Consider the following 21182-nt stretch of genomic DNA (forward strand, 5'->3'; position numbering starts at 1 on the left):
AGTGAAAGCAGTACTCTCACGGGTTACGAGCGCGAGCGTCACCGTCGATGGCGAAGTCGTAGGTGCCATTGAATGCCCAGACACAGGAGGGGTTTTGGCGCTCGTCGGGGTTGGGCGCGATGACTCTGACGATACTTGGGAAACGGTAGCACGCAAGATTGCCGAGTTGCGGATCCTTGAGGGCGAGAAATCGGTAGAGACCGCAGAAGCCCCAGTGTTGCTCGTCAGCCAATTTACGCTCATGGGCAGGACCGCCAAAGGGCGGAGGCCCTCATGGAGTGACGCTGCCCCTGGCGATAAAGCGGCACCCATCATCGAAAAAATAGCAGCGTACCTGCGAGAGCGCGGTATCGCCGTCGCCGAGGGAAAGTTCGGGGCTCATATGAAGGTGCACAGTATCAACGATGGACCGTTCACGGTAATTGTCGAGGCCTAGCACGGTTTTCGCCACCGGGAACAAAAATGTGGCCAAGATCGTTGAGCATGTAGAAGATTACCTGTTCCACTCGTCCAAGGAGGCAGCGCTCAATGACGTCGCAGAGTCAGACCTTAACAGCGGACAATGAAGAAAAGGTTGACCGCGGTAGTCGTCGTAACCAGACGAACGACAACCCGTCGGCTGACCTTGTTCGTGTGTACCTTAATGGCATTGGCAAGACTGCCCTGCTCGATGCGGAAGAAGAAGTCGAACTAGCCCAACAAATCGAGGTTGGCTTGTATGCCCAACAGCTGCTTGACGACCCCGACTGCAAGCTTACCCGCGCCCAAAAGCGCGACTATAAGATTCTTGCAAAGCAAGGGCGCAAGGCTCGAGCACATCTCCTTGAAGCGAATCTCCGTCTGGTGGTGTCGCTTGCGAAACGCTACACCGGGCGCGGGATGCCGCTGCTTGATCTGATTCAAGAGGGCAACCTTGGCCTGATCCGTGCGATGGAAAAGTTTGATTACGCCAAGGGCTTCAAGTTTTCGACGTATGCAACGTGGTGGATCCGTCAGGCCATCACTCGCGGCATGGCGGATCAGTCTCGCACCATTCGCCTACCCGTGCACCTCGTGGAACAGGTCAACAAACTCTCACGAATCCGTCGCGAAATGTACCAGTCCTTTGGCCGGGAACCTACCAATGAGGAGCTCGCAGAAGAGTCAGGTATCGAAGAAGAAAAGATCGAGTTGCTTCTTCGCCAGTCTCGGGACCCGGTGAGTCTTGATATGCCAGTTGGAGCCGATGAGGAAGCTCCACTGGGCGATTTCATTGAGGATGCGGAAGCTACAGATGCCGAAGACGCAGTCGTCTCCGTGTTGCGGCATGATGACATCCAGGATGTTATCAACGGTCTGGAACAACGCGAGCAGGACGTGATCCGTATGCGATATGGATTGACCGACGGCGTCCCACGAACGTTGGACCAGATTGGCCGAAAGTTTGGACTTTCTCGCGAGCGAGTACGCCAGATTGAACGTGAGGTTATGGCAAAGCTTCGCGTTGGTGATCGTGCAGAGCGCCTCAGAGACTATGCAATGTAGCTGTCAATGCGAAGCGTTCCGCAGCCAATAATTTTTTGGGTTACCATAGCAATCATAGATGAGCGTTGACCTAGCGGCTGCGTGAAGCGCGGCGCCAGGCATTCACAACAAGTTATTGAAGCAAGGGAGTTTCACGTGCGTGATCTCGTAGACACAACAGAAATGTATTTGCGTACAGTTTACGAACTTGAGGAAGAGGGCATCGTCCCGCTCCGCGCACGGATCGCGGAGCGGCTGGAACAGTCGGGACCGACTGTCTCTCAAACCGTTGCGCGCATGGAACGAGATGGCCTAATAGTAGTTGAAACAGATCGTTCATTGTCGCTTACTGACGAGGGTCGCGCCCGCGCGACTGCTGTGATGCGCAAGCACCGCCTCGCAGAATGCTTACTCACCGATATTCTCAAGTTGAACATTGAGCAGGTTCACGATGAGGCTTGCCGCTGGGAACACGTGATGAGTGAAGCTGTCGAGAAGCGCGTGTACGAGGTGCTTGATCACCCCCAGGTCTCCCCATTTGGAAACCCGATCCCAGCACTGGACAAGATCGGTGCGCCGCAGGCTTCGAATCCTGAACTTGGAACTCGCGCAACCGATCTGGATCTGTCTCACGAGCGCGAGGGCGTTGTCGTCCAGATCAGTGAGATTCTACAGCTCGAGGCAGAGCGTGTGCCAGAGCTCGTCGGCTTGGGCGACATCGTTGGCCAAAAGGCCGAACTGTCCGCGCTTGAAGACGGTGGAGTGCAGTTGCGCCTAGCGGACAAGCGCAGTTTCATCATCCCCGACGATCTTGCACACGCGGTACGTGTCGAGCTGGTGTAGACGCCTGTCACTCAACGTTAACAGTCTGCGAGCAGTTCTAACTGCATCCAAACTGCTTCCCCGCCCTCCTGCACTGCGTGCAACAAGCCTTCATACTGACCAATAGCAAGCAGTTGTAGGAGCACATCGCTCAATGAGTGGTCTGGCATTTCTTGCAATGCGCACTGCAGCGCAACTCCTGCCCAAGACCCTAGCTCGCAGCGCACCGCAACGATCGCCCATAGTGCAAGTGCGTTTGCCCTTACGGTGCCTTCAGCGTGTCGCGCTAAGAACAAAAGCGGCCCAGCCACACGCTTTGGGTGTTTGAGGATCGCAGGGATCAGCGTATCCCGCAGGAGCGCATGCGTAAGCAGCGCCGCTAGTCCTTCCAGTGCGTTACGCATAGGTTCTGACATCTCGCTCGGCGGTGGAACATCACGCTGACCGATCAAGCATGATTCCGGTGATCGAAGCAGATCGTCGATGGTGTTTTCAATCTCGTGCTTCGCCAGTTGCGCTGATGATTTTCCCTGCTCCTGGATGCTGCTTTCCCACAAGTCTTTGAGAAGTCGAAGCCCATTTTTACGTGTCTTCTCTTGGATTTCCTTTGCTACATGCACTGACTCAGTATCAATTGGTTCAAAATATTCAAAGGTGTCTCCCCGATCAAGCTCTGGCAAAATTCCTTGCTCGACGTAAGGACGCATCGACGGGGACGAAATGACTGATGCCACGGAACCGCTAATAAGGGATGCGCTGAGCGTATACTCTCCATCTGGTACTTCCGAAGGCCCGAATAGCAATGTGTATGGTGTGCCCTGTGCGATTTCAGAAACATGCCAACAAAGATCGATTTTGAAACCGGTTTCTTCTTCCAGGTAGTGCAAGCGCTCAGTTGCTCCTATTACAAGATCCGAATCTGGGATACGGCTCACAATGATCCCTAGATACGCAAGGACATCATCGCCTAGCAGGTACTGCGATGTATCGGTTTTAAGGTTTTCTACTAATGCATCGAGACGGGCAAGATCGACGCGCACTACCGGCCCTAGCTGAAGCCCGCCTGCGTCTTGACTGTCCGGCAATATCCCGAGCACGACGACAGATTCTTGTGGGTAAAAGCCTAAGACCCCTGGCAGGGCGGCAATGATGTCTGATGGGCCAAAAAGTGATGAATTAGCTGCGTTTATTTTCATACAAGTTAGACGTAGCTAGTACGGGTTCGGTTCCCTCTTTGCTAGAATCCGTTATCTTTAGCAGGAATATTTGTTCACACAAAACGTTGTGCGTAACGACGAAGAAAACCTTATTTAGTAATGCTAGGAGCGGTCATGCCAACGAATAATCGCATGTATGAACTTGAGTACCCGTCTCCCGCGGGTCTCGGCGAATCCTCCGAGGGACCGACGTTAATCGTTGCGTTACAGGGATATGCGGACGCCGGACATGCAATTGAAGGGGTATCGAATCACCTCAACGCCGCGTTAGAAACCCGCACATTAGCGACCTTTAATAACGATGAGCTCATCGACTACCGTTCGCGAAGGCCCGCAGTGACTCTTGCGAACCATTCGATAGCCGACATCGAGGAAATCGGCATCGATCTTCGTGTGGTGCGTGATGCCGTTGATACCCCGTTTCTATTGCTTAGTGGCCCGGAGCCGGACCTACGGTGGGAAGCGTTCAGCAAATCCGTAGCAGATTTAGCGGTTCAGTTCGGTGTGGAGCAGACACTCTGCCTCTACGCTGCCCCTGTAGCCGCACCTCACACACGTCCTGTAGTCGTCTCTACGCACGGTAATCACGAGAGCCTCGTGAAAGACAAGTATCTGTTCGACGGCATCATTACCGTGCCCGGGGCTGCGTCAATCATGATTGAGCGGGAGCTGGACAAGCGAGGGGAAAAGGTCGCCGGTTTTACCGCACATGTCCCCCACTACATTGCGAACTCGCCGTACCCGATGGCAGCGTTCCAGTTGATGCAGGCAGTCGAAGATACTGCTGATCTCCAGTTGCCTCTCCGTGCGCTTGAGCAGGAGATTACGAATGTCCAGCGGCAGCTTGCAGAGCAGACAGGAGCTTCGAAGGAAATTGCTCAAGTCGTTTCGGCACTGGAGCAACACTACGATCGTGAGGTCGAGGAATATCGCAGAAGCAACCCAAACGCAAAAATGCCTGGTGAAGCGCAGGTTCCTTCCGGTGAAGAAATCAGCGAAGCGTTCGAGAACTACCTGACCGCAATTGAGGACCAGCAAAGTCGACCGATAGTCGATGGGCAACGCGGATTACCTTTCGGTAATGATCTCAGCGAGGCCTTGCAGGATTTTTACTACATCGATCCAGCTCAACCGACGGATGAGGATAACGAGTAACGGCTTTTCGCAGCGATGTCGGCTACGGTAGGTGGCGTGACTCTTTCTACTTTTCTTGCAGACCTCGACGACGTTCCCACGGACCTTTTTGAAGAGGCAGTCTGGGATTCCTTCACTGCATGGACGAAGAGTCGGGGGATTTCCCTGTACGAGGCACAAGAAGAGGCGTCGCTTGCGCTGCTCTCGGGGGACAACGTGATCCTGGCTACGCCCACCGGGTCGGGAAAGTCTATGGTGGCAAATGCTGCGCATTTCATCGCCATGGCGCGTGGGCAACGCTCGTTTTATACTGCGCCGATTAAAGCACTCGTGAGCGAAAAGTTTTTCGCTCTCTGCGAAATCTTTGGCGCGGAGAACGTTGGCATGATGACTGGAGACGCTACCGTCAACAGTGGCGCTCCTATTATCGCCGCCACCGCCGAAATCGTCGCGAACATTGCGCTGCGCGAGGGCGAGCATGCCAAGATCCAGCAAGTCGTTATGGACGAGTTTCATTACTATTCAGAGCCTGACCGAGGATGGGCTTGGCAGGTGCCTCTATTAGAGCTACCCCAAGCACAGTTCCTTTTGATGTCCGCTACCCTCGGAGAAACTGATTGGATCGAAAAAGATCTCACAAAACGCACCGGCCGACCAACCACGTATGTTGGTGGATCGGAGCGTCCAGTGCCACTCGATTTCAGTTACGTCTTCTCCCCCGTGCACGAGACGATCGAAGAGCTTTTGGCGGATAACAAAGCGCCGATCTATGTTGTCCATTTTTCACAACGGGAGGCTGCTGAACGTGCTCAGGCTCTCACCAGTATGAAGTTCGTCAACGCTGAGGAAAAGCAACGCATCGCGGATGAGATCGGGAATTTTAGGTTCACCACTACTTTCGGCAAGACGCTATCAAGATTGCTCCGAAAAGGGATCGGTATTCACCATGCGGGAATGCTGCCGAAGTATCGACGGCTCGTCGAAAAGCTTTCTCAAACCGGACTTTTGAAGGTGATCTGCGGGACGGACACGCTCGGTGTGGGGATCAACGTGCCGATTCGTACGGTATTGATTACCGGTCTGGCGAAATATGACGGAACGAGGCAACGCATCCTCAAGTCGAGAGAGTTTCACCAGATCGCCGGCCGCGCTGGTCGGGCAGGATATGACACGGAAGGCACGGTGGTCGTCGAAGCACCAGAGCACGAGATTGAAAACGCGAAGCTGCGACGTCGCGCGAATGGCGACCCGAAGCGACTCAAGAAGCTCAACAAGAAGTCAGCTCGCGATGGCGAGGTGACATGGTCGGAGAAAACCTTCCAGCGCCTCACAACAGCAGAGCCGGAAGAGCTCACTAGCCAGTTTCAAGTCTCGAACTCGATGCTTCTCAACGTAATTGCTCGTCCGGGGGACGGTTACGAGCACATGAAGCACTTGATCCGCAGCAACCACGACACCCGCGCAAAGCAGAACCGCGATATCCTCACCGCGGTCGACTTGTTCCGCGGTCTTATTCAGGCTGACATTGTAGAACGCACCCCTGATTCTCCTGCGTACCGCCCTTATACGCTCACTCGAGAGCTGGACAGGGACTTTGCGCTCAACCAGCCACTGTCCCCTTTTGCACTTGCGTTTCTCACTGTGCTTGACCCCGAATCTTCGACGTACTCGCTGAACGTTATCTCCGCTTTTGAGGCAATCTTGGACGACCCTCGCCAGGTGCTTCAGGCTCAGCAGTCAGCAGCTCGTGGCGAAGAAATCGCAGCGCTGAAGGCAGACGGCGTTGATTACACAGAACGCATGGCGCTCATCGAGGACGTGAGCTACCCGCAGCCTCTGGCTGAAGAGTTAGAAGAAGCGTTTGAAACCTACTGCTCGAGTAACCCGTGGGCGAAAGAATGGCAGCTTTCTCCAAAGTCAGTAGTTCGCGACATGATCGAACACGCGATGACGTTCTCTGACCTTATCGCCACCTACGGCCTTTCTCGCTCAGAGGGCGCGGTGCTTCGATATCTCACCGACGCATGGAGGACTCTTTCTCATTCCGTGCCCGAGGCTTACATGACAGAGGAGCTTGAAGACATCATTGTGTGGCTCGGCGAGCTTATTCGGCAGGTGGACTCTTCGCTCATCGATGAGTGGGCTACCTTAGCTGACGACGACGCCCCAATCTCCCAAGATGTGCTCGAACGTGAGCTGGCGTTCGGAGTCGAAGATCCCACCGCGCTCACTGCTAATCGCAGGGCATTTAAGATCATGGTCCGAAATTATTTCTTCAGACTTGTTGAATTGTTCGCGTTCGAAAAGGAAGAAGCGCTTGACTCCATGCTCGACTACCTGGAGACAGATGCGCGGCCCGACTGGCCTTCAATTCTCGACGCCTACTTCGACGAATACGATGACATCATCATCGATGCGGATGCACGTGGGCCAGAATACTTCCGGGTGAAAGACGAAAGCTCGCGTCTCTGGGAGGTTGTACAAATACTCAAGGACCCGAGCGGAGACCGCAGCTTTCAATTCCACGGCGTTGTTGACCTCGACGCTTCTGATGAGGCGGGAGAGGTGCGGCTGAGGGACCTGAACGTGCTTCAGATGTAGTCCCCCAGCCGGTTGTAGTGAAGAAGCAGTCGCAGTTAGCGTGCGTCTTCCACTTCTACGGTCTGTGCGATTGCCTGGACAACTGCTGCGACCTTTACCGCTTCCCAGACCTGCTCCTTCGTCAGGCCTTCTTCGCGCACGACATTGGAGTGTGCAACAGCACAATGCTCACAACCGTTGATTGCCGAAACAGCAAGTGACCAAAGCTCGAAATCGGCCTTTTCGACGCCCGGCTTCGAGATAATGTTCATGCGAAGCCCAAACTTAACCTGCGCAAAGTCATCGCCGAGCCAACCCTTCGCACGGTAGGCAACGTTGTTCATCGCCATAACTGTCGCAGCACCGAAGGCGGCGTCGAGAGCCTCTTCAGACAGGTGCTCTTTCGCTTCATCAGTAATTTCAGAGATGACGGTCGCGTTCTTCGTCGCTGCCGCGGATGCTACGAGGGTGCCCCAGAGCTGCTGCTCGTTGAGCTCGGTCGAACGCGTCAGGGAGCCAAGATTCAGCTTCTGGTCTTTTGCGTATTCGGGCAGTGCATTGCGTAGATTCTCAATCGACATGTGTTTCCTCTCAATCGTTTATGAATAAATCCCCGCCACGTCGTATTGAAACCAGTGACGGGGATTCGGGGTGCATTTACTTCAGGGATTCCTGCACAACGGCCAACTTGTCAATGTTCTTAGTTGGGTCGTTCTTCTGCCAGTCGCAAGCACAAACTTCCTCGGACTGGAGCGCGTCCAGAACACGAAGGACTTCTTCTACGTTACGGCCGACAGCATCTGGGGTAACAGACACAAACTGAATGATGCCGTCTGGGTCGATAATGAACGTTGCACGGTCTGCGACACCAGCCTCGTTCTCGACGCCCAGCGCGCGGATCAGGTCGTGGCGGACATCAGCGAACATCGGGAACGGCACGGTCTTCAGCTCTGGGTGCGTTGCACGCCAGTTGAAGTGGGAGTACTCGTTGTCGGTGGAGCCACCGAGAACCTGCGTATCACGATCTTCAAACTCTTCGTTCAGCTTGCCGAACGCAGCAATCTCGGTTGGGCAGACGAACGTGAAGTCCTTGGGATAGAAGAAGACGACCTTCCACTTACCCTCGTACTTCTCCAGGGATACGTTCTCGAAGTAGTCCTCTGGGCTAGTCGCGTCGACCTCATGAAGGTCGCCACCTTTCAGCGCAACCAGATCGAACTCAGGGAAACGCTCGCCTACAGTCAGAATTGCCATAGCTTAACCTCCGAATGTGAGATGTCGTAGAAATACGGTCTTGGAATGCAATCGCTCGCACTCTGATGCACATTGTGCCAGAAACACCGGCTAATTTCAACAGCAAAACCTATTACGATGAAGTATGGTTATAAGAATGAACAATAAAGAATATAAACCGACCCTGGCTCAGCTCCGTACATTTGTCACCATCGCCGAAAACCGACACTTCGGCACTGCCGCGAGCAAACTCAACATTTCCCAGCCGTCTTTATCGCAGGCATTAGTGGCACTTGAGGCTGGTTTAGGCATCCAGCTCATCGAACGGTCGACGCGAAAAGTCATCGTTACCCCAACTGGAGAGGCGCTGCTCCCCTACGCAAAGGCAACGCTCGAAGCAGCGGACTCTTTCGTCGCACACGCACGTGGCGCCCACGGGGTACTGTCCGGCCCACTGAACATAGGCATCATTCCTACTATCGCGCCGTACATTTTGCCTACCCTCCTACACCTCCTGCAGAGCGAGTTCCCTGACCTAGCTCCACGAATTATCGAAGAGCCCACGAAGCATCTGCTCGCAAAACTCCGCGACGGCAACGTCGATGTGGCCCTACTCGCCCTACCCACCCATGCACCTGGAGTAAGTGAAATCGAACTTTACGACGAAGAGTTCATCGTTGTAACGAACAAGAACCACAACCTGTCGGGGCGTAAAAACCTGACCCTTGACGCCCTAGAAGAGCTCGACTTACTGCTTCTCGACGACGGCCACTGCCTGCGAGACCAAATCGTTGATCTTTGCAAGAACGTCCAAACGACACCTACTAGCCCACACCAATCCGACACGCGCGCGGCGTCGCTCACTACAATCATGCAGCTCGTCGTGGCTGGGCTCGGGTCAACGCTTGTTCCCAAGTCGGCCATTGCCGCTGAATGCACCCGCCCTGGTTTGGGACTGTCAACGTTCCAGAAGAGCGTAGATGCAAAACGCACGATCGGCTTAGTCTATCGATCGTCTTCTTCCCGCCTGCATGAATTCGAAGAACTCGGTGACCTATGCAAGAAGGCGTACAAAGAGGTAGCGAAAACTAGTGATGCGATATTGTCCCGCTAGACTGTAACGCTAACTATGAAGCATCAGGATCAAACAACTAAGAACGACCTCTTCCGCCAACTCGACAGCGTTGAACTCCGCGATGTACGGCGCCTTCGTCGACGAATCCGCCAAGCGAAAAACGCCTCGGAATTAAGCAAAATCGAGGAAGCAATTGCTCGCAGTATTGACACCGTTCGTGCGAGAAACAAGCAGATTCCTAGCATCGAGTACCCCGAAGCGCTTCCCGCTTCACTTCGCAAGGATGACATCTTAGAAGCTGTTGCACATCACCAAGTTACCGTGATTGCCGGTGAAACTGGTTCCGGTAAAACCACCCAAATACCAAAGATGTTGCTCGAACTCGGGCGCGGTCGACGAGGACGCATAGCTCATACACAACCGCGGCGCCTCGCTGCTCGAACAGTCGCCGAACGCATCGCAGAGGAGCTTGGCCAAAGCATCGGGGAGTCAGTAGGCTACGCCATTCGATTCGATGACAAGGTCAGCCCCACTACTTCAGTGAAGTTGATGACCGATGGAATCCTGCTTACTGAAATTCAGCGCGACCGGTTCCTCAACGCATACGACACCATCATCATCGACGAGGCACATGAGCGATCCCTCAACATTGACTTCCTGCTGGGATACCTGAAGCAGCTCCTCCCCAAGCGTCCCGATCTTAAAGTCATTATTACATCAGCCACAATCGACGTTGAACGCTTCGCTCGGCATTTCTGCGACAGTGACGGTAATCCGGCGCCCGTCATTGAGGTATCCGGCCGCACCTACCCCGTCGAAGTTCGGTATCGACCGCTCGTCAGCAATGTCGGAGGTCGTGAGATCGACGTCGATATGATCGATGGCGTAGTCAACGCGATCAAGGAGCTGATGGCTGAGGGCGATGGTGACATTCTGTGCTTTTTCGCGTCAGAACGAGACATTCGGGATTGCATCGAGGCCATCGAAAAACAGCATTGGAAAAACGTAGAAGTCGCTCCACTTTTTGGGCGCCTTTCAAATACTGAGCAACATCGCGTCTTTTCTCCCCACAGCGGGCGAAGGATTGTCCTTTCAACCAACATTGCGGAAACGTCCCTGACAGTCCCGGGAATTCACTACGTTGTGGACACTGGTCTTGCTCGCGTCTCACGGTATTCCACGCGTACGAAAGTTCAGCGTCTCCCCATTGAGGAGGTGTCGCAGGCTTCAGCAAATCAGCGGTCAGGACGCTGTGGGCGTGTCGCAGACGGCATCGCTATCCGTTTATATTCCGCGGAAAACTTTGAAGCTCGACCAGAGTTTACGGATCCAGAAATTTTGCGGACTAACCTGGCAAGCGTCATTTTGCAGATGATTTCCCTCAACCTCGGGGACATGCGTCACTTCCCGTTTGTAGAGTCCCCAGACGATAAAGCGGTACGGGATGGTCTTGTACTCTTGCACGAGCTCGGAGCAATCAAGGCGCTGCCAAAGGACGAGCTGCCGAAACTTACGAGGATTGGCCATACTCTTGCAAAGATCCCGGTTGATCCAAAGATGGCTCGTATGCTCGTCGAGGCTGAACGTTACCGTGTACTCGGTGATGTCACGGCAGTCGTAGCCCATATGTCGATTCAAGATGTGCGTGAACGCCCACTCGATTTTCAAGCACAGGCAGATCAGGCGCATGCCCGCTTCAAGGATAAAACCTCTGATTTCCTCTCTGCGCTCAAGCTCTGGGACTACGTGGGAGGACTTCGCGAAGAGCTATCAGGAAATCAGTTCAGGAAGCGCATGAAGCGGGAGTACCTGCATTACATGCGAATTCGGGAGTGGCACGACCTGGTACGCCAGCTTCGCGACGTCGAACGTAAACTTGGCTGGGACGTTGGCAATGAGACAACCACCAAGCGTGACGCTGACTCCATACACCGAGCTTTACTTACCGGTCTGCTTTCAAACGTGGGTGCCCGCAACGGAAACAGCAAAGAATACCAAGGGGCCCGTGGCACCCAGTTCATGATCTTCCCAGGGTCCTCTTTAGCAAAGACACCTCCGGAGTTCCTGATGGCGAGCGAACTCGTTGAAACTTCCCGCCTCTGGGCTAGAGATGTGGCAAAAATCGAGCCCTCGTGGATTGAGCACGCCGCTGGGTCGCTTCTCAAGCACGTGAATTCCGAGCCATTTTGGTCGCGTAAACGTGCGTGCGCGATGGTGCATCAGAAGTCGTTGTTGTACGGGATCCCGATCATTCGAGACCGACTTGTCTCGTACCATCATGTGGACCCAGCCGCGGCACGCGAAATGTTTATTCGCCATGCTCTCATCGAGGGTGACTGGACGCGGACGCATAGGTTCCTCGAACACAACGATTCACTACTTAGTGAAGCAGCAGAAGTTGAGGAGAAGCTCCGTCGAAGGGGCATTGTTGTAGATGAAGATACGCTCTACGAGTTTTACGACACAAAACTACCAAGCTCTGTAACTACTGCCATTAGCTTTGACAATTGGTGGAAAAAGCAGCGACGCGATGACCCAGAGTACTTACATTTCGACCCGAACAAGCTCGTCGACGATTCAGCGCAAAACATCACCGCAGAGGACTTTCCGACCTCTTGGACGCAAGGTTCGATGCAGTTCAACGTTTCCTACAAGTTCGAACCTGGAAATACCTACGACGGGGTCACTATTGCAATCCCGCTACCCTTGCTCGCCAGCGTAGAAGCAGAAGGTTTCGATTGGCTCGTCCCTGGGCTGCGCAAGGAGCTACTGACTGAGCTCATCCGGTCACTTCCAAAACCACTGCGAAAGAGCGTCGTTCCCGTCCCCGATTTCGCAGATCGAGCATTTGAACGCATGACGTTTGACCCCCACACCCCGGTGACAGAAGCACTCGCTCATGCGCTCACTGACATAGGAGCCAGTGGCATCAGCGGAAGCGACTTTCGGACTCAGCTCCTTCCTCCCCATTTAGCAGTAACATTCGCTGCCATTGATAAGCGCGGTAAAATTGTCGACGCCGACAAGAGCCTACTCGCGTTGAAGAAGCGCCGGGCCCCACAAATACGATCGTCGGTCGCGAAGGCTAGCCGTCATTCCGAAACAGCAGTTGTTGCTGAATGGAGCACGGACACGCTTGGCACTATTCCGGAAACTACAACCACAATTATTGATGGAAACAAGGTAGAAGCCTACCCAGCGCTCGAAGCTGCTCCCGGTGGTGTTCGCGTTGCGGTCCACCCGACACGAGCAAGCGCGGATGCATCAATGATGACCGCAACACTTACGTTACTGCTGCGTTCCATCGAGGTTTCCGCGTCTCAGATGACAAAGGGTCTTCCGCTCCAACAGCGCGTTGCGGTAGACAGGTACCCACATGGTGGAGCAGCTGGACTCGTCGAAGATGCGCGAGTCGCAGCCATCCGTGATGCAATGATTCATGCCGGTGGGCCAGTAAGAACTCCCGAGTTATTCGCAGAGCTTTGCGACACAATAAAACCGACTATTCCCGGTGCAGTCCGGAGGGCAATTGTCTCAATTGCACCAGGCCTCGCGGCGTATTCGAATGTCGTGCAAGAGTTAAGCGGTTGGGAAGGCCCAGCAATAGACGATATACGACAGCAGTTGGCATTCATGCTTCCGCAGAACGCCATCACTGTCCATGGGATGCAGAATCTTCAACACCTTCCCCGCTATATCGAAGCAATCCGCGTTCGACTTGAGCACTTAGAAACGGAACCGGAGCGCGACGAGGAGCGTCAGTCGGAAGTGGCGAATGCGAGGAACTATCTTGAGCAACACATGGACCGGCTTCCAGCTAATCGGAGAAAAACGCGCGCTTATAAAGACGTAATGTGGCGGATTCAGGAGTTGCGGGTCAGCCTGTTTGCACAGCACCTGGGCACACAAAAGCCAGTGAGCGTGCGACGGATTGAAAAGATGGTGGATAAACTGCGCTAATGAATGGGACGCGCGTTAGTCCAATCCTTCTCGCTCACGGCGTTTCATCAAGCGGATTTCGGACTGGAAGTCTTCAGCACTTTCAAACGACTTGTATACAGAGGCAAAACGCAGGTAAGCCACCTCGTCAAGTGCGCGCAACGGTTCTAGCACGGCCAAACCAATGTCATTCGCCGCAACCTGCGAACTTCCTTGTGCGCGGACGGTCTCTTCTACCTGTTGCGCAAGTCGCTTCAACGCGTCGTCGCTAACATTTCTACCTTGGCAGGCCCGTCGAACTCCGACGATAAGCTTTTCTTTGTCAAAAGGCTCAATGACGCCGTTACGCTTCACCACAGTCAGTATTGCTTTCTCAACTGTTGTAAAACGGCCGCCACACGATGTGCACTCTCGTCGGCGCCGGATAGCGGAGCCTCCATCAACAACGCGAGAATCCGTGACTCTTGATTGCTCGTGATGGCAAAACGGACAGAACATCTACACCCCAAAGTTTCGAAGAACAGTTACCCCCCTTACTCTAGCGACTTAGCGTTGGGACGCAGAAGCGTCTTCATAACTAAGAGCAATATCCGAATTACTTCCTTGTGCTGGGTTCCAATCGCTCTCGCCGAAATCTCCCGAAATAAGTACAGCAACAAACATCGTCAGTCCAAGAAGCGCACCCATTAGAACACTTGCTCTCTGATCTTGGGGGTGACTGGATGACGCATCCACGGTTCGGGGATCGTCAAAGGTTTCTCGGTAGCAACGAAGATTATGCTCCTGAACTTGCCAACGCCGTAGCGGCAAACTGCCACTACCAACCTGGTCAGGGCCAACATCCCAGACTTCGGCAGGCATCGTCGCTTCAGGAGCGAGGGCCGCCCCTCCTTTGCCACCAAAGATAGAATTCATTTTCGTCTGTTTGATCGCGTTCACGAGTTACTCCTTTTCTTGCAGCATATATACCGATTCAGCCCTGCGACATAGCAATATATTTAGTGCGTGTGTTCGAATCAGTCTCTATGTTCGATTTATACCATCCCATATCGACTCCCCACAACACCCCTTGTTATCGAACACATTTGCCCTCTTTGCTATATTCTTTATATGTAGCAACAACGAGACACAAAGTGAGGACCTATGGCACGGAAAAACAGCAGCGGCGAAAAGTTCGACATGAGCGTTCTTTCGGACCGGCAAAAGCGAATTCTTCAGGTAATTCGCGATGCCGTCGTGCTACGTGGCTACCCACCTAGCATTCGCGAGATCGGCGATGCAGCTGGGCTCCAATCCACATCATCTGTGGCATATCAGTTGAAAGAGCTCGAAAAGAAGGGTTTCCTTCGCCGCGACCCGAACAAACCTCGTGCCGTGGACCTACGGCATTTGCCCGAATCAATGGGGGGCACCGTCTCCACCAAGGGAGGTTCGGAACTTGATGGCGCCTCCCCCGCTCGGATGATCCCGGTCCTTGGCCAGATTGCAGCCGGCTCCCCCATCTTGGCGGAGGAAAACATTGAACACTATTATCCGCTTCCTGAAGAGCTACTCGATAATGGGGATCTCTTCATGCTTCAGGTCGTCGGCGAATCAATGCGCGATGCCGGCATCCTCAACGGCGACTGGGTCGTCATCCGATCCCAGCACGTTGCCGAGGAGGGCGAATTCGTAGCCGCCCTCATTGACGGCGAAGCAACCGTCAAGGAATTCCATAAGGATTCCTCTGGAGTCTGGCTTATCCCACATAACGATGCTTTCTCGCCGATTCAAGGCAACGACGCCGAAATCATGGGCAAAGTCGTGTCAGTTTTCCGTACCCTGTAGCTTACGTTCGCCATATCGCCCCCCAACCGGGGGCGACCAAACACATGTAAAAACATTCGGGCGCACGGTTTTGCAACAATAGGGGCAACCTACAATTGTTTATTTTCACTGGTTCGTGGTGGTCCCACGGAGGAGCTGTATGTACGCCGAAGAGAGAAGAAGGCAGATCGCGTCACTGACCGCAGTAGAAGGGCGCGTGAACGTCACCGAACTAGCCGAGCGTTTTGATGTAACTGCTGAAACCATCCGGCGAGACCTAGCGATCCTTCATGATGAGGGAATCGTGCACCGCGTTCACGGTGGTGCCGTCGCGAGTCAGTCGTTTCTCACTACCGAGTTTTCCCTTGATGCCCGCTTTCGGTCCGCACCCACAGCTAAATCTGCGATTGCACGGGCTGCGATGCAATTTCTCCCAGACGATCCCGGGGCCGGTGTGTTTCTCGACGCTGGAACAACGACCAACGGCCTTGCCGAACTCATAGCAGCAGCAGGAAAAACCCAGCATTGGTCTATCGTTACCAACTCCCTTCCCATTGCCCTAGATCTCTCCTCCTGCGGGCTGAACGATGTCCAGCTGCTCGGAGGAACGGTTCGCGCAATTACACAAGCCGTCGTAGGAGATACGGCACTTCGCACTCTGGCGCTCATGCGTGCCGATGTCGCGTTTATAGGCACGAATGCGCTCACCATCGATCACGGGCTTTCTACCGCCGACGCCCAAGAGGCCGCGGTCAAGTCCTCAATGGTGACCAACGCGCGCAAAGTAGTTGTGCTCTGCGATTCCACCAAACTCGGAAATGACTACTTAGTCAGTTTCGCTCCGCTCGATGCTATTGATGTTGTTGTCACCGATACGGATGCTCCAGAAAGTTTCGTCAACGAACTTCGCGAACGCGGCATCCACGTAGTCCTCGCTGAAGAGTGAAACCAAACACAATAATGTCCGATTGTGTCCGTTTTATTGCAAAACCAGACACACTCGGGCATTATGTTGTTAGTAGCGCTTTTCGAGACTGCAGCTGCACAACAGACATTCGGTAGGCGCTACCTCACAGAGCACCAATCACTCTAAGGATGCGCCATATGATTCTGACGTTTACTCCGAATCCCAGTACAGACGCCACGCTTTCTGTCGAAACTTTGCGTCGAGGCGAAGTCGCACGAGCAATATCAGCTACACGCGAGGCAGGAGGCAAAGGGGTCAACGTTGCCCATGCTGTCGCAAAAGCTGGACAGCCTACCCTTGCAGTAGTCCCCTGCGGAGATAATGACCCGTTCAAGCTGGCTGCTGACCGACTTGGTCTTCCAATCGTAACGATTCCTGTCGAGGGGACGATTCGTACTAACACCGCGATTACAGAGTCCGACGGAACGACGACCAAAGTCAATGAACCCGGGCCCGAATACACCCCCGATATCCAGCGCGAGTTTCTCGAGACTATCGACGCGCATAGCAGCCAATGCAAGGCCGTCGTCATGGCCGGATCATTGCCAAGTGGAGCGCCGACAGACCTTTACGCGACGCTCACGCGCGAACTCCGCTCGAGGCTTGATGAACACGTGCTGGTCGCCGTCGATACTTCTGACGAGCCGCTCGTCAAGCTAGGACAACAGCTTGAATCTGCGGCACCTGATGTTTTAAAACCCAATGCCTTTGAGCTTGCTCAGCTGGTTGGCGCCGACGGTAATGCTCTCGAGTCCAGCGCTGCAAACGGAAACTACACAGAGATCATCGAAGCCGCGAAGACACTCATCCGTCGAGGTGCAAAGGAAATCCTCGTTACACTCGGAGGTGCCGGCGCCTGCCTCGTCACTGCAGATTCGGCATGGGCAGCAACTCCCCCACCAACTGACGTCAAATCTACCGTCGGCGCTGGTGATAGTTCGCTCGCTGGTTACATCATGGCCCGTACCCAGGGTTTGGCGTTCGATCAATGTCTCCGCACCGCCGTTGCGTACGGATCAGCTGCAGCCGGTTTGCCTGGCACAGGCATCCCAAGCCCAGACGATATCAACCTGGCACAGACCCGGGTTGTCGCAATCGATTCATAATTTAAGAGAACAGGAGTCCACCATGAGTGAGAACATCATCACTCCACAACTCGTTAGTCTCGATGTTGACTACGGGTCAACACCACGAGAGGTCATTGAGCACCTCGCCCAACAAGCCCAGGATGCTGGACGCGCGAGCGACAGCACGAAGCTTGCCGACGCCGCCTTCGCCCGCGAACAAAAGGCCGGCACCGGCGTAAACGGCAGAGTTGCAATTCCTCACTGCCGCACCGAAGCAGTCGAGGTTCCTACTCTGGTGTTTGCCAGGCTGCAGCGCCCGGTTGATTTCTCTGGGCCAGATGGCGACGCAGAGCTAGTGTTTTTGATTGCTGCTCCTGAAGGGGGCGGCAAGGCGCACTTGAAGATTCTGTCGAAACTCGCTCGTGCGCTGGTCCGCGGTGACTTTGTCACGAAGCTTCGCGAGGCCAAGGACGAACAAACCGTTGTCGATGCAGTCCTGGGCGTCGTGAATGCAGCGCCGAAAAAGAAAGCCGCTCCTGCGCCTGCCCCGGCAAGCAAATCAGACGGGGCGAAAAAGTTGAGAATCGCCGCGGTTACCTCGTGCGCGACTGGTATTGCGCACACGTACATGGCAGCCGATGCGTTGGCACAAGCTGCGCAGGCCCGCGATGACGTCGAGTTCCAGGTAGAGCCGCAGGGCTCCACTGGCGGTGATCCACTGGATCAGGCCTACATCGACAGTGCTGACGCTGTCATTTTCGCCCACGATGTAGCAGTTCGTAACAAGGCGCGTTTTGCTGGCAAGCCGGTCGTCGATAGTCCGGTGAAGCGTGGCATCAACGAACCGAACAAAATGATCGATGAGGCCATCGCTGCTGCGAAGGATCCAAACGCCCCACGGGTGACAACCGCGGGTTCAGAGCAGCGAGAGGACTCCGCTTCCTCTGGTGAGACCTGGCCGAAGAAAATTCAGCAGGCTGTGATGACTGGTGTCTCTTACATGGTGCCGTTCGTAGCAGCGGGTGGCCTGCTCCTTGCGCTTGGGTTCCTCTTCGGCGGCTACGACATGGCGAATGGTTGGCAGACCCTTGTCACAAACTTCTCCCCCGCCCACTTGCCGGGTCATAGCATCGACGTTGACGGCGAAATGATGACGTTCCAACGTTCTGGTTGGCTGCTGTACCTCGGCGCTGTCATGTTCGCTACTGGCCAGATGGGCATGGGATTCGTCGTCGCGGCGCTCTCCGGCTACATCGGTTACGGCCTCGCAGGGCGACCCGGCATCGCGCCAGGATTTATTGGCGGAGCTATTTCTGTCATGGTCGGCGCCGGCTTTATCGGTGGCCTTGTCACTGGTTTGCTTGCGGGTCTCATCGCGTACTGGATTCAAACGTGGAAGGTGCCACGCTGGCTCGGTTCCCTGATGCCGGTGGTCATCATCCCACTGCTGACCTCTCTTACTATCGGCCTCATTATGTTCCTGCTGTTGGGGCGTCCACTCGAGTCGCTCATGCTGGGTCTGCAGGGCTGGCTTGAGTCAATGAGCGGGTCCTCCGCAGTCCTGCTCGGCGTCATCATCGGTCTCATGATGTGCTTCGATCTCGGAGGACCGGTCAACAAGGCGGCGTACCTCTTCGGCACCGCCGGACTGTCTGCCGGTACCGAGGCAAGCTTCGAGATCATGGCAGCAGTAATGATTGCTGGGATGGTTCCGCCGATCGCGCTGTCGATCGCAACCTTCTTGCGTAAGGGACTGTTCACTCCGGCAGAGCAAGAGAACGGCAAGTCCGCATGGCTTCTCGGCCTGTCCTTTGTCAGCGAAGGTGCTATACCGTTTGCAGCCGCCGACCCATTCCGCGTGATTCCATCGATGATGCTCGGTGGTGCTACGGCTGGCGCGATCAGCATGGCACTCAATGTGGGTGTCCAGGCTCCACACGGTGGTCTCTTCGTCCTCTTCGCCTACGATCCTTGGTGGGGATTGTTCATCGCGCTAATTGCCGGTGTGGCCGTCGCGACGCTGGCAGTTATCCTCGCTAAGCAATTCTGGCCGAACGAGGAGATCCAGAAGGCTGCAGCCGAGGCCTCCGCGCAGGCAGAAACCGCAGCGGTGGCGAACTAAGGGCACAGGAACCTAAACTGAATACCGAAACTCGATAGATACTTTCAAAACAGAAAGGATGAAGCACATGGCTTCAAAGACAGTGAAAGTCGGATCCACCGTTGGACTGCACGCACGCCCCGCAACCATTATTTCCGACGCAGCAGGCGAATACGATGACGAGATCATCCTGACCCTCGTTGGTGATGAGGATGAGGAAGAGACCGACGCTGCTTCTTCGCTGATGATCATGGCGATGGGCGCTGAATTTGGTGACGAAGTCACCGTTACATCGGACAACAGCGACGCTGTTGAGAAGATTGCTGCGCTGATCGAGAAGAACCTCGACGAAGAGTAACAATCGCAACAAAAAGCCCGAGCGCTGTACCTGAGTGCTCGGGCTTTTTGGTGCCTATTTACTTCCTAGATGAGATATTGAACTGCCCCTCGCCGACAGCGTTATAAATCCACTTCAGCAACGGGTAGAACACAATGATACCAACCGAGCCCAACGCGATGCCCTCAAGCGTGACCTGACCGACCGTGAACGACAGATTGCCGATGCCGACAATGAGTGCCACAGCAGCGACAGTCAGGTTCACCGGATTTGTGAGATCAACCTTATTGTCCTGCCAAATGCGAACCCCCAGCATCCCGATCAGGCCGTAGAGCACCAAGCATGCTCCTCCGAGGACACCGGCTGGGATAGTGAAGATAACAGCACCGAACTTCGGGATGAACGCCAAGATGATCGCAAAGCACGATGCAACCCAGTACGCGGCCGTCGAATAGACCTTCGTCGCCGCCATCACGCCGATGTTCTCGGCGTAGGTTGTTGTGCCTGAACCACCAAATCCGCCGGCGAGCGTCGTCGCGATGCCGTCGCCGATGAGGGCCCTCCCCTGGTAAGGGTCTAAGTCGCGTTGGGTCATCTCGGACACTGCCTTGACATGGCCGATGTTTTCCGCGATCAGGACAACGATGACCGGGAGCGTCACGAGGATCGCCGAGAGGTGGAACTCCGGTGTGTGGAACTGCGGCAGGCCGATCCATGGACTTGCCCCAATGGTGTCTAGAGCATCTTCCGACAGCCCGCCAGTCAGTGCCGCGAACACCCACCCGACGATAACGCCGATCAAGATGCTCAGGCGCGAGAGCATCCCTCGCGCAGCCACAGTGAGCAATGCAATCGTTCCAAGCGTGACAAACGCGACGCCCGGCTGGGTCTCCACGTTGGAGACCGCGGTTGGGGCAAGGTTGAAACCGATCAGGGCAACGATTGCGCCAGTGACCGTTGGGGGCATGACGGCGTCGATAACTTTCTTGCCTGCAAGCTGGACAATGAAGCCCACCGCAATCAGCATCAGACCTGTGATGAACACCCCGCCCAACTGGGAGCCAATCCCGTACTGGGATGACGCGGACAGCGGCGCGATGAACGCGAATGACGATCCAAGATAGCTTGGCAGTTTGTTCCTGGTGATCAGCAGGAAGATGATGGTTCCCAGTCCTGAAAACAGCAGCGTCGTGTTCACGGGGAACCCGGTCAAAGTGGGAACGAGCAAGGTGGCCCCGAACATCGCTACGACATGCTGCATGCCGATACCGATCGTTCGAGGCCAGGAAAGGCGTTCATCGGGGGCAACGACTGCGCCGGGCAGAACGCGACGCCCGTCGCCGTGCAAGGTCCATCCAATAGTTTTACTCACAGGCTCATATTATGTCGTTAGATAATTGC

Annotated in this window: 18 protein-coding genes; 12 read left to right on the top strand and 6 right to left on the bottom strand. The window is 54.8% G+C overall.

Translation table 11 applies throughout. The annotated features are described in order from the left end of the window. The first annotated feature begins 1 nt into the window (after position 1). The 3 genes from dtd (at position 2) to BJP08_RS04020 (ending at position 2346) form a co-directional block, all read left to right on the top strand. Positions 2-436 carry a D-aminoacyl-tRNA deacylase gene (gene dtd / locus BJP08_RS04010; protein ID WP_071568371.1) on the top strand — a complete coding sequence of 145 codons (435 nt, stop codon included), beginning with the start codon at positions 2-4 and terminating at the stop codon, positions 434-436. 92 nt (positions 437-528) lie between these two features. Further along, entirely contained in the window at positions 529-1524 is a 996-nt protein-coding gene (locus tag BJP08_RS04015) for a sigma-70 family RNA polymerase sigma factor (protein WP_071568372.1), read from the top strand. Positions 1525-1659: 135 nt separating this feature from the next. Next, positions 1660-2346, top strand: coding sequence for a metal-dependent transcriptional regulator (locus BJP08_RS04020; protein WP_071568373.1), 687 nt, complete (start codon positions 1660-1662; stop codon positions 2344-2346). A 17-nt stretch (positions 2347-2363) separates the two neighbouring features. Here BJP08_RS04020 and BJP08_RS04025 read toward each other — a convergent pair whose 3' ends face one another. Beyond that, entirely contained in the window at positions 2364-3521 is a 1158-nt protein-coding gene (locus tag BJP08_RS04025) for a DUF4192 domain-containing protein (RefSeq protein WP_071568374.1), read from the bottom strand. Between the two features lie 135 nt (positions 3522-3656). On the opposite strand from BJP08_RS04025, the gene BJP08_RS04030 reads away from it, so the two are divergent. Then, positions 3657-4697: a PAC2 family protein gene (locus BJP08_RS04030; RefSeq protein WP_071568375.1), complete on the top strand. Its 1041-nt coding sequence runs from the start codon at positions 3657-3659 to the stop codon at positions 4695-4697. Positions 4698-4712: 15 nt separating this feature from the next. After that, on the top strand, positions 4713-7277 hold the full coding sequence (locus tag BJP08_RS04035) for an RNA helicase (protein WP_071568376.1): 2565 nt from the start codon (positions 4713-4715) through the stop codon (positions 7275-7277). A 35-nt stretch (positions 7278-7312) separates the two neighbouring features. On the opposite strand, the gene BJP08_RS04040 is transcribed toward BJP08_RS04035, so the two are convergent. After that, positions 7313-7837 carry a carboxymuconolactone decarboxylase family protein gene (locus BJP08_RS04040; RefSeq protein WP_071568377.1) on the bottom strand — a complete coding sequence of 175 codons (525 nt, stop codon included), beginning with the start codon at positions 7835-7837 and terminating at the stop codon, positions 7313-7315. 76 nt (positions 7838-7913) lie between these two features. Next, a complete protein-coding gene (locus BJP08_RS04045; RefSeq protein ID WP_071568378.1) occupies positions 7914-8510 on the bottom strand; it encodes a peroxiredoxin in 597 nt (198 codons plus the stop codon). 136 nt (positions 8511-8646) lie between these two features. Here BJP08_RS04045 and BJP08_RS04050 point away from each other — a divergent pair, with 136 nt between their 5' ends. Continuing rightward, a complete protein-coding gene (locus BJP08_RS04050; protein WP_071568590.1) occupies positions 8647-9603 on the top strand; it encodes a hydrogen peroxide-inducible genes activator in 957 nt (318 codons plus the stop codon). A gap of 15 nt (positions 9604-9618) precedes the next feature. Beyond that, positions 9619-13524, top strand: a complete 3906-nt coding sequence (gene hrpA / locus BJP08_RS04055) for an ATP-dependent RNA helicase HrpA (protein WP_071568379.1) — start codon at positions 9619-9621, stop codon at positions 13522-13524. 15 nt (positions 13525-13539) lie between these two features. Here the strand turns inward: hrpA and nrdR are convergent, their stop codons facing one another. After that, the gene (nrdR, locus tag BJP08_RS04060) at positions 13540-14001 is read right to left on the bottom strand and encodes a transcriptional regulator NrdR (RefSeq protein WP_071568380.1); all 462 of its coding nucleotides are present in this window, start codon (positions 13999-14001) and stop codon (positions 13540-13542) included. 48 nt (positions 14002-14049) lie between these two features. Then, the gene (locus BJP08_RS11385) at positions 14050-14442 is read right to left on the bottom strand and encodes a hypothetical protein (protein ID WP_143110005.1); all 393 of its coding nucleotides are present in this window, start codon (positions 14440-14442) and stop codon (positions 14050-14052) included. 204 nt (positions 14443-14646) lie between these two features. Between BJP08_RS11385 and lexA the strand changes: the two genes are divergently transcribed. The 5 genes from lexA (at position 14647) to BJP08_RS04090 (ending at position 19802) form a co-directional block, all read left to right on the top strand. Further along, entirely contained in the window at positions 14647-15330 is a 684-nt protein-coding gene (gene lexA, locus BJP08_RS04070; protein WP_071568382.1) for a transcriptional repressor LexA, read from the top strand. A gap of 139 nt (positions 15331-15469) precedes the next feature. Then, positions 15470-16255, top strand: coding sequence for a DeoR/GlpR family DNA-binding transcription regulator (locus tag BJP08_RS04075; RefSeq protein WP_071568383.1), 786 nt, complete (start codon positions 15470-15472; stop codon positions 16253-16255). Positions 16256-16413: 158 nt separating this feature from the next. Continuing rightward, a complete protein-coding gene (locus BJP08_RS04080; protein ID WP_071568384.1) occupies positions 16414-17382 on the top strand; it encodes a 1-phosphofructokinase family hexose kinase in 969 nt (322 codons plus the stop codon). 22 nt (positions 17383-17404) lie between these two features. Continuing rightward, complete coding sequence (locus BJP08_RS04085; protein ID WP_071568385.1) at positions 17405-19465, top strand: fructose-specific PTS transporter subunit EIIC; 2061 nt, start codon at positions 17405-17407, stop codon at positions 19463-19465. A gap of 67 nt (positions 19466-19532) precedes the next feature. Continuing rightward, positions 19533-19802, top strand: a complete 270-nt coding sequence (locus tag BJP08_RS04090) for an HPr family phosphocarrier protein (RefSeq protein WP_071566173.1) — start codon at positions 19533-19535, stop codon at positions 19800-19802. A gap of 58 nt (positions 19803-19860) precedes the next feature. Here BJP08_RS04090 and BJP08_RS04095 read toward each other — a convergent pair whose 3' ends face one another. Further along, entirely contained in the window at positions 19861-21153 is a 1293-nt protein-coding gene (locus tag BJP08_RS04095) for a uracil-xanthine permease family protein (RefSeq protein WP_071568386.1), read from the bottom strand. Between the last annotated feature and the right edge of the window lie 29 nt (positions 21154-21182).

This window comes from Corynebacterium sp. NML140438, assembly GCF_001875725.1.
GTDB lineage: Bacteria > Actinomycetota > Actinomycetes > Mycobacteriales > Mycobacteriaceae > Corynebacterium.

What these genes read in the sequence shown, in the direction of transcription:
- BJP08_RS04015 (WP_071568372.1), top strand. Translation starts at nt 529, where the DNA reads ATGACGTCGCAGAGTCAGACCTTAACAGCGGACAATGAAGAAAAGGTT.
- BJP08_RS04025 (WP_071568374.1), bottom strand. Translation starts at nt 3,521, where the DNA reads ATGAAAATAAACGCAGCTAATTCATCACTTTTTGGCCCATCAGACATC.
- BJP08_RS04030 (WP_071568375.1), top strand. Translation starts at nt 3,657, where the DNA reads ATGCCAACGAATAATCGCATGTATGAACTTGAGTACCCGTCTCCCGCG.
- BJP08_RS04035 (WP_071568376.1), top strand. Translation starts at nt 4,713, where the DNA reads ATGTCGGCTACGGTAGGTGGCGTGACTCTTTCTACTTTTCTTGCAGAC.
- BJP08_RS04040 (WP_071568377.1), bottom strand. Translation starts at nt 7,837, where the DNA reads ATGTCGATTGAGAATCTACGCAATGCACTGCCCGAATACGCAAAAGAC.
- BJP08_RS04045 (WP_071568378.1), bottom strand. Translation starts at nt 8,510, where the DNA reads ATGGCAATTCTGACTGTAGGCGAGCGTTTCCCTGAGTTCGATCTGGTT.
- BJP08_RS04050 (WP_071568590.1), top strand. Translation starts at nt 8,647, where the DNA reads ATGAACAATAAAGAATATAAACCGACCCTGGCTCAGCTCCGTACATTT.
- hrpA (WP_071568379.1), top strand. Translation starts at nt 9,619, where the DNA reads ATGAAGCATCAGGATCAAACAACTAAGAACGACCTCTTCCGCCAACTC.
- nrdR (WP_071568380.1), bottom strand. Translation starts at nt 14,001, where the DNA reads ATGTTCTGTCCGTTTTGCCATCACGAGCAATCAAGAGTCACGGATTCT.
- lexA (WP_071568382.1), top strand. Translation starts at nt 14,647, where the DNA reads ATGGCACGGAAAAACAGCAGCGGCGAAAAGTTCGACATGAGCGTTCTT.
- BJP08_RS04075 (WP_071568383.1), top strand. Translation starts at nt 15,470, where the DNA reads ATGTACGCCGAAGAGAGAAGAAGGCAGATCGCGTCACTGACCGCAGTA.
- BJP08_RS04080 (WP_071568384.1), top strand. Translation starts at nt 16,414, where the DNA reads ATGATTCTGACGTTTACTCCGAATCCCAGTACAGACGCCACGCTTTCT.
- BJP08_RS04085 (WP_071568385.1), top strand. Translation starts at nt 17,405, where the DNA reads ATGAGTGAGAACATCATCACTCCACAACTCGTTAGTCTCGATGTTGAC.
- BJP08_RS04090 (WP_071566173.1), top strand. Translation starts at nt 19,533, where the DNA reads ATGGCTTCAAAGACAGTGAAAGTCGGATCCACCGTTGGACTGCACGCA.